This is a genomic window from Kitasatospora sp. NBC_01300 (assembly GCF_041435235.1).
Classification (GTDB): domain Bacteria; phylum Actinomycetota; class Actinomycetes; order Streptomycetales; family Streptomycetaceae; genus Kitasatospora.
The window spans coordinates 7,473,719-7,486,138 of sequence record NZ_CP108408.1; the positions used below are offsets into that span (position 1 = coordinate 7,473,719).

At 75.2% G+C, this 12,420-nt stretch carries 12 protein-coding genes; 7 read left to right on the forward strand and 5 right to left on the reverse strand.

Annotation, left to right across the window (positions count from 1 at the left end; genetic code table 11):
* The first annotated feature begins 60 nt into the window (after positions 1-60).
* From OG556_RS32335 to OG556_RS32345, 3 genes are all read left to right on the forward strand, one after another.
* Positions 61-837, forward strand: coding sequence for an ABC transporter ATP-binding protein (locus OG556_RS32335; RefSeq protein ID WP_371523008.1), 777 nt, complete (start codon positions 61-63; stop codon positions 835-837).
* Between the two features lie 5 nt (positions 838-842).
* Positions 843-2,231 carry an FtsX-like permease family protein gene (locus OG556_RS32340; protein WP_371522402.1) on the forward strand — a complete coding sequence of 463 codons (1,389 nt, stop codon included), beginning with the start codon at positions 843-845 and terminating at the stop codon, positions 2,229-2,231.
* Between the two features lie 119 nt (positions 2,232-2,350).
* On the forward strand, positions 2,351-3,640 hold the full coding sequence (locus tag OG556_RS32345) for a sensor histidine kinase (RefSeq protein ID WP_371522403.1): 1,290 nt from the start codon (positions 2,351-2,353) through the stop codon (positions 3,638-3,640).
* 43 nt (positions 3,641-3,683) lie between these two features.
* On the opposite strand, the gene OG556_RS32350 is transcribed toward OG556_RS32345, so the two are convergent.
* The 3 genes from OG556_RS32350 to OG556_RS32360 all read right to left on the reverse strand — a co-directional run bounded on the left by OG556_RS32350 (position 3,684) and on the right by OG556_RS32360 (position 6,329).
* On the reverse strand, positions 3,684-4,349 hold the full coding sequence (locus OG556_RS32350) for a response regulator transcription factor (RefSeq protein WP_371522405.1): 666 nt from the start codon (positions 4,347-4,349) through the stop codon (positions 3,684-3,686).
* 169 nt (positions 4,350-4,518) lie between these two features.
* Entirely contained in the window at positions 4,519-5,049 is a 531-nt protein-coding gene (locus OG556_RS32355) for a DUF5959 family protein (protein WP_371522407.1), read from the reverse strand.
* A 275-nt stretch (positions 5,050-5,324) separates the two neighbouring features.
* A complete protein-coding gene (locus OG556_RS32360) occupies positions 5,325-6,329 on the reverse strand; it encodes a ScbA/BarX family gamma-butyrolactone biosynthesis protein (protein ID WP_371522409.1) in 1,005 nt (334 codons plus the stop codon).
* 461 nt (positions 6,330-6,790) lie between these two features.
* Between OG556_RS32360 and OG556_RS32365 the strand changes: the two genes are divergently transcribed.
* Complete coding sequence (locus OG556_RS32365) at positions 6,791-7,444, forward strand: ScbR family autoregulator-binding transcription factor (protein ID WP_371522411.1); 654 nt, start codon at positions 6,791-6,793, stop codon at positions 7,442-7,444.
* Positions 7,445-7,679: 235 nt separating this feature from the next.
* On the forward strand, positions 7,680-8,597 hold the full coding sequence (locus tag OG556_RS32370; protein WP_371522412.1) for a BTAD domain-containing putative transcriptional regulator: 918 nt from the start codon (positions 7,680-7,682) through the stop codon (positions 8,595-8,597).
* A gap of 33 nt (positions 8,598-8,630) precedes the next feature.
* Here the strand turns inward: OG556_RS32370 and OG556_RS32375 are convergent, their stop codons facing one another.
* Positions 8,631-9,404, reverse strand: a complete 774-nt coding sequence (locus tag OG556_RS32375; RefSeq protein ID WP_371523010.1) for a TioE family transcriptional regulator — start codon at positions 9,402-9,404, stop codon at positions 8,631-8,633.
* A gap of 90 nt (positions 9,405-9,494) precedes the next feature.
* Here OG556_RS32375 and OG556_RS32380 point away from each other — a divergent pair, with 90 nt between their 5' ends.
* Positions 9,495-10,637, forward strand: coding sequence for an erythromycin esterase family protein (locus OG556_RS32380; RefSeq protein ID WP_371522414.1), 1,143 nt, complete (start codon positions 9,495-9,497; stop codon positions 10,635-10,637).
* A 33-nt stretch (positions 10,638-10,670) separates the two neighbouring features.
* On the opposite strand, the gene OG556_RS32385 is transcribed toward OG556_RS32380, so the two are convergent.
* Positions 10,671-11,633: a LysR family transcriptional regulator gene (locus OG556_RS32385; RefSeq protein ID WP_371522416.1), complete on the reverse strand. Its 963-nt coding sequence runs from the start codon at positions 11,631-11,633 to the stop codon at positions 10,671-10,673.
* 71 nt (positions 11,634-11,704) lie between these two features.
* Here OG556_RS32385 and OG556_RS32390 point away from each other — a divergent pair, with 71 nt between their 5' ends.
* Positions 11,705-12,358 (forward strand): maleylpyruvate isomerase family mycothiol-dependent enzyme, encoded by a 654-nt coding sequence (locus OG556_RS32390; protein WP_371522418.1) that lies wholly within the window; start codon positions 11,705-11,707, stop codon positions 12,356-12,358.
* Positions 12,359-12,420: the final 62 nt, after the last annotated feature.

The window sequence follows — 12,420 nt, forward strand, 5'->3', positions numbered from 1 at the left end:
GGGGGGCCAGCCCAATCGATCGTGCGGCCGTTCATGCCCAGGATGGAGGGCATGAACGGGATGACGACAGCCGCCGCGGCGGCGAGCGGTGAGGTGACGGGCGGTGAGGTGGCGGGCGCGGCCCTGACCGGGGACGGGCTGCACCGGGAGTACGGGCGGGGCACGGCCGCCGTCCGGGCGTTGCGGGGGGTCTCCGTGGCCTTCGCGCCGGGGACGTTCACGGCGGTGATGGGGCCCTCCGGTTCCGGCAAGACGACGCTGCTGCACTGCCTCGCCGGGATGGACCGCCCCACCCGGGGCACCGTCCGCTGGGGCGGGACGGAGGTGTCCCGGCTGCCCGAGCGGCGGCTCGCGCAACTGCGCCGCACCAGGGTGGGGTTCGTGTTCCAGGCGTTCAACCTGATGCCCGCGATGACCGTCGCGCAGAACGTCGAACTTCCCGGGCGGCTCGCGGGTGCGCGGCCGGACGGGGCGCAGGTGCGGGAGGCGCTCGCCAGGGTCGGCCTGTCCGGGCGGGAGCGGCACCGGCCCGGGCAGCTGTCCGGCGGCCAGCAGCAGCGGGTGGCGATCGCCCGGGCGCTGGTCGCGCGGCCGGCCGTGCTGTTCGCGGACGAGCCGACCGGCGCGCTCGACCGGGCGACCGGGCACGACGTCCTCGACCTGCTGCGCTCCGGTGTGGACCTGGACGGCCGGACGTGTGTGATGGTCACCCACGACCCGGTGGCCGCCGGCTACGCGGACCGGGTGCTGCTGCTGGCCGACGGGCTGCTGGTGGACGAGCTCGACCGGCCGACCGCCGCACAGGTCGGCGAGCGGCTGAGCCGGCTGGGCGGGTGAGCGCGATGAGCCCCGTCCTCTCCCTGGCGGCCGGACAGATCCGGCGCCGACCGGCCGCCTTCGCCGGGCTGGCGGTGGCGCTGTTCCTCGCGGTGGCGACGGTGACGCTGTTCGGCTCGCTGGTCGCCGCCCAGGCCACGGCCCCCGCCACGGTGGCCCAGCGGGCGGTGGCCGGGCCCGGCCTGCTGCTGATCGCGGGGGCGTTCGGTGAGATCGCCGTCCTGGTCGCGCTGTTCGTCGTGGTCAACGCGCTCGGCTTCACCCTCCGCCAGCAGCACCGTGACCTCGCCCTGCTGCGGACGGTCGCCGCGACACCCCGTCAGGTGCGTCGGCTGGTGCGGGCCCAGGTCACGGCGACCGTCCTGCTGACAGCCGTGCCCGGCGGCGCGGCGGGCACCCTCGCCGCCCGGGGCTTCCTCGCCGCGCTCCAACGGCGCGGGCTGGCCGCGCCCGGGCTGCGGATCCCCGGGACGCCGGTGCCGATGCTGGTCGCACTGGCGGTGGCGCTGCTGGTCGGCCTGGCCGCCACCGCCCTCGCCGCCCGACGGATCACCCGGCTCACCCCGGCCGCCGCGCTGACCGCCGACACCTCGGGCCAGCGGCGCACGGGCGTGCTGCGGGTGCTGGCCGGGCTGGCCGTCCTGGCGGGCGGGGTGCTGCTGCTGCGGCTCGCCGCCACCAGAGGGGCCGGTGAACTGGACAAGGCGGGGCAGGCGGCGATGCTCGGCTCACTGGTGCTGCTGGTCGCCCTCGCCCTGCTCGGGCCGCTCGCCGCCCGGGCCGTGGCCGCCGCGCTCGGCGCGCCGGTACGGGTGCTGGCCCCCGGGGCGGGCTGGCTCGCCGACGCCAACCTGCGCGGCTACGCGGCCCGGCTCTCCTCGGCCGTGGTGCCGGTCGCGCTCCTGGTCGGGCTGTCGGGCACCATGTTGATCATGACGAGCACCGCCGAGCACGTGGTCCGTACGACCGGCGCCGCGACCAGCGTCACCAAGGCGACGGACGTCTGGCTCCGCGAGGCGGAACTGGGGATGCTGGTCTGCTTCGCGGCCGTCTCCACCGTCAACACGCTGGTCGCCCTGACGGCCGACCGGCGGCGCGAGTTCGCGCTGCTGCGCCTGGTCGGCGCGACCAGGCGGCAACTGCTGCGGATGCTGTCCGTCGAGGCGGCCCTCACCACGGCGGTCGGCGTGCTGCTGGGGGCGGCGGTGGCGGCCGTCGCCTCGGGGGCGTTCGCTCGGGCGGTGACGGGGTCGGTGCTGCCGGTGGTGCCCGGCGCTGCGTGCGGCTGGGTGGTGGCGGGCGCGGCGGCGCTGACGGTACCGGGGATCCTGGGCACCGGCCTGCGGGCGATCCGGGGGCGTGCGGTCGAGGCGGTCGGCGGTGAGCGGGGGTGAGCGAGGGCGACCGGGCCTTCGCCAGGTGGGGCGGGGCCGGGTCGAAGCCGCCTGGGTGTGTCGTCGAAGCGGTGAGCGGTGAGCGGTGAGCGTGGTGAGTGGGAGTGGTGAGGTGGACGGTGGCTGAGCGTCGGCGGTATCTGTCGGTGCGCGGTGGCGAGTTGGCCTTCGCGCTGCTCGGGCTGCCGATCGGCGTGCTCGGCGGGGTCTACGCGGTGGCCGTGCTCTATGCCGGGGCGTTGCTCTCGCTCACCGTGCTCGGGCTGCCGTTCGTGGTGGCCGCCCTGGCGGGCGCGCGCGGCCTGGGCGGGCTGCACCGGCGACTGGTCGGGCGGCTGCTCGGCGAGCGGGTGCCGGCCCCGGGCACGCTGCCCCGGCCGTCCGGGGCGATCGCCCGGGCCCGGGCGGTGCTGACCGACCCGGTGGCCTGGCGGGCGCTGCTCTACCTGCTGCTGCGGCTGCCCCTGGGGGTGCTCGGCTTCCTGGTCGCGGTCGGACTGCCGCTCAGCTGCGTCTGGCTGGTGGGCTTCCCGCTGTGGGTCCGGCTGCTGGAGCCCGGGCCCAGACCGGTCGGCTGGCTGGACGTGGCCGGGGCCCCGGCCGGGCTCGCCGTACTCGCGGCGGTGCCGCCGGCGCTGCGGGCGGTGAGCGCGGCCGATCGGGGTCTCGCCCGGCTGTTGCTCGGCCCGGTGCGGTCGCAGGAGCGGGTGCACGAGCTGGAGACCGCCCGGGCGACCCTGCTCGCCGAGAACACCGACCGGTTGCGCCGCCTCGAACGCGATCTGCACGACGGGACGCAGGCGCAACTGGTCGCGCTCGCCATCACCCTCTCGCTGACCGACGACGCCCTCGGTGCGGTCACCGGCGAGGCTCTTGGCGACGCCCGGTCCGGCCAGCCCGGCCCGCCCGGCGCTCCGGACACCGAGCGCCTGCGCACCCTGGTCGACCGGGCCCGCCGGCAGACCGACGACACCATCGCGGAACTGCGCCGGCTCACCCGGGGCATCCACCCGGTGGCGCTGGACGGCGGCCTCGCCCAGGCGCTGCCCGGGCTCACCGCCACCGCGCCGGTGCCGGTCACGGTCCGGCTGGACCTGAGGGAGCGGCCGGACGCGGCGATCGAGCAGGCCGTCTACTTCTGCGCGGCCGAGTTGCTGACCAACGTCGCCAAGCACAGCGGCGCGGCGGCGGCGGAGCTCACGGCGAGCGCGGCCGACGGGCGGGTGCGGCTGACGGTGCGCGACGACGGCCGCGGGGGCGCCGCCCCGGGCGGGAGCTCCGGTTCGGGTTCCGGCTCGGGCCTGGCGGGCCTGGCCGAACGGCTCGCGGCGGTGGACGGCGTGCTGCGGGTGGACAGCCCGCCGGGCGGGCCGACGACGGTCACCGCCGAACTGCCGAGCCGCCTGTGACGGGTGGCCGCGGCGCGCTGTCCACGGAACCGCTGCTCCCGGCTCAGCCGCCGTTCTCGGCGAGGTAGGTGAGCACGGCCTTGACGCGCCGGTTGTCGGCTTCGGTCGCCGGCAGGTCGAACTTGGTGAAGACGGCGGCGACGTGCTTCTCCACCGCCCGCTCCGACACCACGAGCAGCCCGGCGATCGAGCGGTTGGAGTGGCCCTGCGCCATCAGCTCCAGTACCTCCCGTTCGCGCGGGGTGAGCGCGTCGACACGGCTCCGCCGCCCGCCGTGCATCAGGCCGTTGACGACCTCCGGGTCGAGCGCCGTGCCGCCGGCCGCGACCCGGTGCAGCGCGTCCACGAACTCCGAGGTGCGGGCGACGCGTTCCTTGAGCAGGTAGCCGACGCCTGCGGCGCCGCCTGCGAGCAGCCGGGCCGCCCAGGCGGTCTCGACGTGCTGGGAGAAGACCAGGATGCCGACCCCGGGCGCGGTGGAGCGGAGCTCGACGGCGGCGCGGATGCCCTCGTCGGTGTGGCTGGGCGGCATCCGGATGTCGACCACGGCCACATCGGGCCGGTGCTCCTCGACGGCGGCGATCAGTTCGGGGGCCGTCCCGGCGGTGGCGACCACGGCGCACCCGCGCGCGGTGAGGAGTTCGACCATGCCGTCCCGGAGGATCACCGAGTCCTCGGCGAGGACGACGCGGAGCTGCTTCTCGATCATGTCGCCATTATCGGCGGTGGCCGGGCCACCACCGCCGCCGCCACCACCGTCACCGCCACCGCCACACCAACCGCCACCACCACCGGACCGGTTGTGCCGCCGCTCGCCCGGCCCGGCTGCTCGCCACGCCGGGCGGGGGGCCTGTCATCACAAGGATCGTGGCAATCCGTCAGCCGGCCTCCCCCTGCTGTCCGCGCCACGCGTGGACGCCGGGGGCGACCTCGACCACCTCGAACGGGTAGGCGTCGCGGACGAGTTCGAGCAGGGCGCGCTGCTCGTCCAGCCAGCCGGGGGCGGGGGACAGGACGACCCGGAGGGTGACGCCGGAGTCCTCGGCGTCGGAGACGGTCACCCAGAGGCCGCCTGGCCGCCCCGGCTCGATCCGTAGCTCCGGGCCGTGCTCCTCGTCCAGCCAGCGCACCGCCTCGCGCCGCTCCAGCCGCTCCAGGGCGGCTTCCCACTGCCGGAGTTGACGTTCCGTCACCAGCGTGACGAACTGCCCGCGGGCCGAGTCGGCGGTGACGGTGATCTCGCAGTCCAGCCAGTCGTGGCCGAGCAGGGAGCCCGGCGCGTGCCGCCCCAGCACCCGCACCCGTACGCTCCGGCCGCCGGTGCGCCCCTCGTGTCCGGTGGCGTCGTCGGTGCCGGGGCGGTCCGTCAGCCTGATCAACTCGTTCTGGTGCGAAGCGACTTCACGCACTGTGTACTCCCGGTCACTGCGAATCCAAGGGCTGACATCCTCGCGCAGGTGTTCGTCCGGTGCCAGTCCGTGGGAGGGGTTCGTCTCCGACGCGCCGACGGCCCGCCCGACCGTGGAGGTCGGGCGGGCCGGGCGGGGTGGTGGGCGGCCGGAGGTCCGCGCTGCTCAGGGCTGGTCCGCCCTGGTCGGGACCGGCCGGGACCGGTCGGGGCCGGCGCGGGTCGACGGGAGCCCGGCGGCGCCCGTCGGCACGCGGCAGTGCCCGTCGGTGCCGGTCACCGCTGGTCGGCGTGGCCGGTCAGGACGGTGGTGAAGATCGGCTCGCCGTTCTGGTGACCGGTGACGGTGGTGGTGAGGGCGTCCGGGTCGTCGCCGGGGGTGTGCCGGGCGGTGATCGTGGTGGCGGCGTCGTGCTCGGCGTACCGGTGGTAGGTGGTCGCGGCGGAGGCGGGGATGACGGTGGCCGGTGAGACGAGCGCGTTGGTGGCCTGGCGGGCGGCCTCCAGCAGGACCATGCCGGGGATGTGGTCGTTGGCGTGGTCGAAGAGGATCGGGTGCCAGAGGTCGGGGGTGAGGTGCCAGGTCCCGGGCGCGTCGGCCGGGGTCAGGACGACGTCGCAGGGGCGGATCCGGCCCACTCGGCCCGGGGCCAGCGGCTCGCCGGAGACGGTGGGCGCCGGGCCGGCCTCGCGGCGTGCCCCGCGCAGCCGCCGGTAGGTGGAGTCCGGCACGGTGGTGAACCGGGTGTGTCCGGTGGCGGCGAGGTGGGCGCCGCGTCGGATGACGGCGCTGAGGGTGAAGTCGATGGTGGTGCCGCTCCGGCGCGGCTGCGGGACGAGTCTGGCCTCGATGCTGAGGTCGGTGGGCGCCGCGCCGATGAGCAGTTGGCGGGGCCGGGTGGTGTAGTCGAGGTTCCACATCATGAACTTGTGGTCGAGCGGGACGCCGAACCGGGTGTGCGCGAGGTAGAGCCCGGCTTGGCGGATCGTTTCAGCGGTCTGGATCGGGTCGTGCCGGGTTCCGTCGGGGGTGGTGAAGAAGGTGTGGGCGCGCGGCCACTGCGCGGTGACGGTGAAGGTCGTCTCGTTCAGCTGCTCGCTGCCGGTGAGGAAGACCTCGGCGTGGCAGGCCCGGTGGACGTACTCCTTGGCAACGGTGCTGGTCAGGCGCGGTGCCGGTCCGGTCGGCACGGACGGCCCGGCGGTGCGGCCGGGGGCGGTGCCGTGGTCCGCGCCGGCGGCGCGGGAGATGGCGGGGGCGCGGTAGGCAAGCAGGGTCATGGGAGCGCTCCGGAAGGCCGTGGCGGGCGGGGTGGGCTGCTCAGGGCTCGTAAGATACGTACCTTCCGGTTTGGTTTTCAAGGAGCCCGAACGAAGGTTCGTTGGCGGCCGAGCGTGGTCGGGTGGTCGCTCCAGGTGTCGCGTGATGGCCGTCCGGGTGGGCCGAGCCTGGGGTGGATGCCGCCTGGCCTGCAAAGGAATCCCCCAAAGCGGGATGACAGGTGCATTATCATGGCGGCCCGCTTTCGGTGGGATGCGGCCGGAAGTAGGGAGTCGGATTCCGGATCTGTCGGCTGGCGGAGGGGTGGCGGTCGCCTTCCCGCCCTGTGCCGTCCACACGGTTTTCCTTCGCTCGAAGGCGGGTGCATGCGACCTGGGGAGGAGGGATCGCCGGTTGACCGGCGGGTAAGATACAGGGTGTTTGGTTTTGTTTGCCGAGCGTTTCGGGCGGGGTGGTTGCGGTGGTGCGGCAGGAGCGGGCGATCCGGACGCGTCGGCTGATCCTGGAGGCGGCGGCCTCGGTCTTCGACGAGCACGGGTACGAGGGGGCGACGATCGGCGAGGTGGTCGCCCGCGCGGGTGTGACCCGGGGGGCGGTGTACTTCCACTTCGCGTCGAAGCGGGAGCTCGCGCAGGGCGTCGTGGAGGAGCAGTTCGGTCGGGACGAGATCCCCGAACGGCACTGCAAGCTCCAGGAGTTCGTCGACCTGGGGATGGTCGTCGCGCATCTCATGCCGCGTGACCCGCTGCTGAGCGCGGGTGCGCGGCTCTCGCTCGGCCAGGACGTGTTCGGCGACCTCAGCGGTGGTGCCACGCCCGGGTGGATCGCCCGGCTGGAGGCGGTGCTGACGGCGGCCGGCGAGCGGGGCGAGCTGCTGCCGCACGTGCTGCCGGCCGAGACGGCGTGGCTGATGACGGGTGCCTGGACGGGCGTGCAGATCCAGTCCCAGAAGATGTCCGGCCGGGCGGATCTGGAGCGGCGGGTGGCCGTGCTGTATCGGCACGTGATGCCGGGCATCACCGTCCCCGGGGTGCTGGCCACGCTGGATCTGGGCTCGGACCGGGGTGAGCGGGTGGTGGCCGAGCTGGCGGCGGCCCGTGCTGGTGGCGCCTGACGGCTCGCGCCCGGGGCTGACGCGGCGGCACTTGCGGCGGCGGTCGGTCCGGTCGGTCGCCGCAGTCCGGAGTTCGATGGTCCGTTCAAAAACAAACAGCTCGTTCGGTTTTGTATTGACAAACCGTCCGTCCTGTTTTTGGATGAGCACCTGGTGCTCGGCTGTGCGGTAGCCGCAGCGCCGGCCGGCCGGTGGCCGTCGGGGCCGCCGATCCGTCTGGATTGGGGTGGACGTCATGGAGATCCGGGTGTTAGGGGCCTTGGGGGTCCAGGTGTGCGGGGTGTCGGTGGTGCCCTCGGCGCCGAAACCACGGCAAGTGCTCGCCCTGCTGGCCCTGCGCGCCGACCAGGTCATCTCGGCGGGCGTCCTCGCCGAGGAACTGTGGTCCGGCCATCCGCCGCGCAGCGCCCGCACCACCGTCCAGACCTACGTCCTCCAACTGCGCGACCTCATCGACCGGGCGCTCGCCCACCGTGATGACGCCGGGGGAGCGTGCGGGGCCAAGGACGTCCTGGTGACCTCGCCCGGCGGCTACCGGCTCGACAGCGGCGGCGGACTGGTCGACCACCAGGAGTTCGACCGCCTCGCGGGCCTCGGCTACCGGGCCATGGACGGCGGTGACTTCCCGCTCGCCGCCCGCCAGTTGGGCGAGGCACTCGGCCTGTGGCGCGGTCCGGCCTTCGCCGACGTCCCGCTCGGCGGTCAACTCGCCGTCGAGGCCAAGCGGTTGGAGGAGACCCGGCTCTGCGCGCTGGACCAGCGGATCGAGGCCGACCTGCGGCTGGGCCGCCACCGCGTCCTGCTCGCCGAACTCACCGTCCTGGTCGACCGCTACCGCACCCACGAGAGTCTGCACGGCCAGTACATGATCGCCCTGCACCGCTCCGGCCGACGGGGCGAAGCCCTGGAGGCCTACCAGCGCCTGCGCAACACCCTGGTACGGGAGTTGGGCATGGAACCCTCGGCCGGACTGCGACGGCTCCAGCGCTCCATCCTGCTCGCCAACCCCGACCGCCCCGAGCCCGACCGTGCCGCCGGCCCCGCCACCTCCGCCGGCCCCACCACCCCTGCCGGTCCCGCCACCCCCGCAGGCCTCGCCACCTCCGCCGACCAGACCCCGCCCCGCACCGCCCGGCTCACCCGCGTCGGCTGAGCCCGCCAGGGAGACGGCCCGCCGAACCGCTGGCTAAGACCCCAGGTCCGGCCGCGGGTGGCCGGTCAGGCCCAGGTAGTGGCCGAGCCGGGCGGCCGCGTCGAGCATGGCCAGGCCCTGGGCGGTGAGCCTGCGCTGCCAGCCGTCGAGGGCGTCGGCCAGGGAGGCCGTGCCGCCGGCCGTCCGCACCTGTCGGACCACGGTGGCGATGTGGTCCAGCGGGTAGCCGCCGCGCCGGAGCAGGTGGGCGAGTTCGGCGTCGCGGATGTCGTCGGCGCGGAAGACGCGGTGCCCGTTGGCCTGGTCCCGGGCGGGGGTGAGGATGCCCGCGCCCTCCCAGTTGCGCACGGTCGCCGGGGTGACGCCGAGCCGGTGGGCGAGTTCGCCGATGCTCAGGGCGGCGCCGTCCACCGCGGGCTCCGCCGACGGGCCCACCGGCGGGCCCGCCGCAGGATCCGCCGCGAGGTCCCGCGCCGCGCCGGGCCGGGCGGTCAGGTGGCGCACGGCTTTCCGCACCGCGTCCAGGGTGTCCCGGTCGCGGAGCAGTTGGCCGTGGCCGAGGTCGATGGCCGTCAGGGCGTCGTCGAGCCCGCCCCGGTGGAGCGCGGTCATGATCCGGCCGCCGGTCGTGTGGCCGTACGCCGCGACGAGCGAGCGGTAGGCGTCGAGCGCGGCCGCGTGCACCTCGGTGTAGACGCGGTAGCCGCTGGCGGTGCGTTCGGCGGGCGGGAGGAAGCCGTCCCGCTCGTAGTTGCGCACGGCCTGGGTCGAGAGGCCGTGCCGGCGGGCGAGGTCGGAGGGGCGCATGGTGGTCACCGGTTTGAGACTTCGGCGGTAGATCGGGCGGTCGGAGCAGGAAAAGTTTCAACCGTTCTTTCAAGGATACGCTTGAGGGCCATGAGTCAGGACTTGCGAGACCTCGTCCCTCCGTCATGCGCACTGCTGGCGCTCGGTGAACCCACCCACCGGGAACCGGCCTTCGCGCGGATCCGCAACGAGCTGTTCGCCCAACTGGTCGACCGGGGCTTCCGGTCGATCGCCCTCGAAACCGACCGGGTGGCCGCGCTCGCCGTGAACGACTTCGTCCAGGAGGGGGTGGGCACCCTCGACTCGGTGATGGGCGAGGGCTTCTCCCACGGCTTCGGCGAGTTGGACGGCAACCGGCGGCTGGTCGCCTGGATGCGCGAGTACAGCCGGAGCCGGCCGCCGGCCGACCGTCTGGCCTTCCACGGCTTCGACGCACAGACGGAGAACACCAGCGCACCCAGCCCGCGGCGCTACCTCGAACACGCCCGCGACTACCTCGGGCTCGACCTCGACCTCGCCGGCCTCGTCGGCGAGGACCAGCGCTGGAGCCGGCCCGAGGCGGTCCTGGACCCGGAGATGTCGCCCGGCGCCTCCGCCGAGGCGGAGAAGCTGCGGACGATCGCCGACGACCTGCTCACCCTGCTGTACGCGCGGGCCCCGGAACTGGTCGCGGCGACCTCGCGCGCCGAGTGGCTCAGGGCCAGGACGCACCTCACCGCCGGCCTCGGCCTGCTCCGCTACCACCGGCAGTCGGCCGAGCGCCTGGAGCCGGGCGCCCGGCTGTCCGGCCTCCTCGGCACCCGGGACGTGCTCATGGCCCAGAACCTCCTCGACATCCGCGGCGGCGAGGCCCGCCGAGGGGGGACCCTCGTCTTCGCCCACAACCTCCACCTGCAGCGGCAGCCGAGCACCATGCGCCTGGCGGACCTGGACCTGGCCTGGAGCGGCGTCGGTGCGATCCTGAACTCCCTGGACGAGCCGTACACCTTCGTCCCCGGCAGCCTGGGCCGCAGCGAGGCCGTCGGGCTCCAGGAGCCCGAGCCGGACACCCACGAGGGTGCGCTCCAGCGCGAGGCCGCCACCTGGGGACTGGCCGATCCCGGTGCGGCCGCCGGTGGCCGGACGCGCACCGACACCACGCCGGAGCAGGGCTACTTCCCGCTCGACCGGGCGGTCCTCGACGGGGCCGACGCGATCCTGCACATCGGCGACGGGACCACCGCCGCACTCTGACGGCGGCCTGCGGAGGACTGACCTCCGGCAGCGTCAGGTACGCGGCCCCGGGCCCGGATAGGCCGTCCGCAAGTGGCCCAGGAGCGCGGCCGTCGGCGGCGCGGTGGGGCGGTCGGTCGGCCAGGCCAGTGCGATCCGCACCAGCGGGACGGGGTCGGTGAGCGGCCGGATCCGCAGCCCGGCGGCGGGCGGCGGATCCGGCAGCACGGCCACGCCCAGCCCGTGGGCGGCGAGTTCGGCCAGCTGCGGCGGGGCGGCCGCCTCGACCGCGACCGTGGGGTGTGCGCCGGCGGCGGCCAGGGCCTGCTCCAGCGCCGTCCGCAGGCCGGTGCCGCGCGGGGTGCTCACCAGGGCGTGCCCGGCCAGCGCGGCGACCGGCAGGGGGCCGTCCGGTCCGCCGGCCAGCGGGTGGTGCCCGGTGAAGGCGGCGACCAGCGGGGCTTCCAGCACGGTGTGCAGGGCGAGCCCGGCCAGCGTCCGCCAGCCGTCGTCCTCGTCCCGTCCGCTCGCGGCGGTGGGCAGGCCGATCACGGCGAGGTCCAACCGCCCCTCGCGCAGGGCGCCGAGCATCCGCGCGGTACCGTCCTCGGCCAGCGAGAGGTCGATGCCCGGGTGGTCGCGGCGGAACGCGGCGAGCGTGGTGGCGAGTCCGGGGAGGCCGTCCGCCCCGGCCGGCGGGACAGGACCCAGCGCCGCTCCGGAGACCAGCCCGAGCCGGACGTGCCCGCGCCGCAGTCCGCCGAAGTCCTGCGCCGTCTGCCGCGCCGCCGCGGCGGAGGCGAGCGCCGCCCGCGCGTGCGGGAGCACCGCCTCGCCGACCGGGGTGAGCCGGACGCCGCGCCCGCCGCGGTCCAGCAGCCGGTGGCCCAACTCCTTCTCCAGCTGCCGGATCTGGGCGCTCACCCCGGGCTGGGTGAGGTGCAGCAGCTCGGCGGCGCGGGTGAAGCTGCCCTGCTGGGCCACGGTGACGAAGTACTGGAGCTGCCGGAGTTCCATAACTTCTGATGATAGGTGGAAGAACTCCCCGGTCTTGGACGTACGGAGGGCCCCGGCCGCAGGCTGGAGGCATGGGAACCGTGCAGCACGACCAGGCCGTCGACTGGGTCCGCGAGCAGATCGCGGCCGAACGCCGGGAACTCGCCGAGGTGTTCACCACCTTCTCCCGGGACCAGTGGAACTCCCCTTCGCTGTGCGCGGGTTGGCGCGTCCGCGAGGTCGCCGCCCACATGAGCACCGGCTTCCGCCACTCCGCCGCCCGCAACCTCGCGGACCTCGTGCGGGCCGGCGGCTCCCTCCACCGGATGACCGACCGGGTGGCCCGCCGCGACGCCGCCGCCCTCACCGACCGCCAACTCGCCGCCGCGCTCGCCGACCACGCCGAACACCCCTGGCGCCCTCCGGTCGGCGGCCGGATCGCCGCCCTCGCCCACGACGTCGTCCACGGCCTCGACATCACCACCGCGCTCGGCCTGCCCTCGCGCCTCCCGCTGCCTCGGGTCACCGCCCTGCTCGCCACCGTCTCCCGCCGCAGCCTGCGCTTCTTCGGCGCCCGGCTCGACGGCGTCCACCTGCGGGCCACCGACACCGCCTGGGCGTACGGCGAGGGCCCGGCCGTGGTGGAGGGCCGGGCCGAACACCTCCTGCTGCTCAGCTTCGGGCGCCGGCTGCCGCCCGGCCTCCTCACCGGCCCGGGCGCGGGGCGGTTCACCCTGGACGGGTAGCGGGCGCGTCCGCTCCCGCGTGCCCGGCCGTCGGCGAGAGCACCGTGCAGGTACCGGAGCAG

What these genes read in the sequence shown, in the direction of transcription:
- OG556_RS32335 (WP_371523008.1), top strand. Translation starts at nt 61, where the DNA reads ATGACGACAGCCGCCGCGGCGGCGAGCGGTGAGGTGACGGGCGGTGAG.
- OG556_RS32340 (WP_371522402.1), top strand. Translation starts at nt 843, where the DNA reads ATGAGCCCCGTCCTCTCCCTGGCGGCCGGACAGATCCGGCGCCGACCG.
- OG556_RS32350 (WP_371522405.1), bottom strand. Translation starts at nt 4,349, where the DNA reads ATGATCGAGAAGCAGCTCCGCGTCGTCCTCGCCGAGGACTCGGTGATC.
- OG556_RS32360 (WP_371522409.1), bottom strand. Translation starts at nt 6,329, where the DNA reads ATGACCCTGCTTGCCTACCGCGCCCCCGCCATCTCCCGCGCCGCCGGC.
- OG556_RS32370 (WP_371522412.1), top strand. Translation starts at nt 7,680, where the DNA reads ATGGAGATCCGGGTGTTAGGGGCCTTGGGGGTCCAGGTGTGCGGGGTG.
- OG556_RS32375 (WP_371523010.1), bottom strand. Translation starts at nt 9,404, where the DNA reads ATGCGCCCCTCCGACCTCGCCCGCCGGCACGGCCTCTCGACCCAGGCC.
- OG556_RS32380 (WP_371522414.1), top strand. Translation starts at nt 9,495, where the DNA reads ATGAGTCAGGACTTGCGAGACCTCGTCCCTCCGTCATGCGCACTGCTG.
- OG556_RS32385 (WP_371522416.1), bottom strand. Translation starts at nt 11,633, where the DNA reads ATGGAACTCCGGCAGCTCCAGTACTTCGTCACCGTGGCCCAGCAGGGC.
- OG556_RS32390 (WP_371522418.1), top strand. Translation starts at nt 11,705, where the DNA reads ATGGGAACCGTGCAGCACGACCAGGCCGTCGACTGGGTCCGCGAGCAG.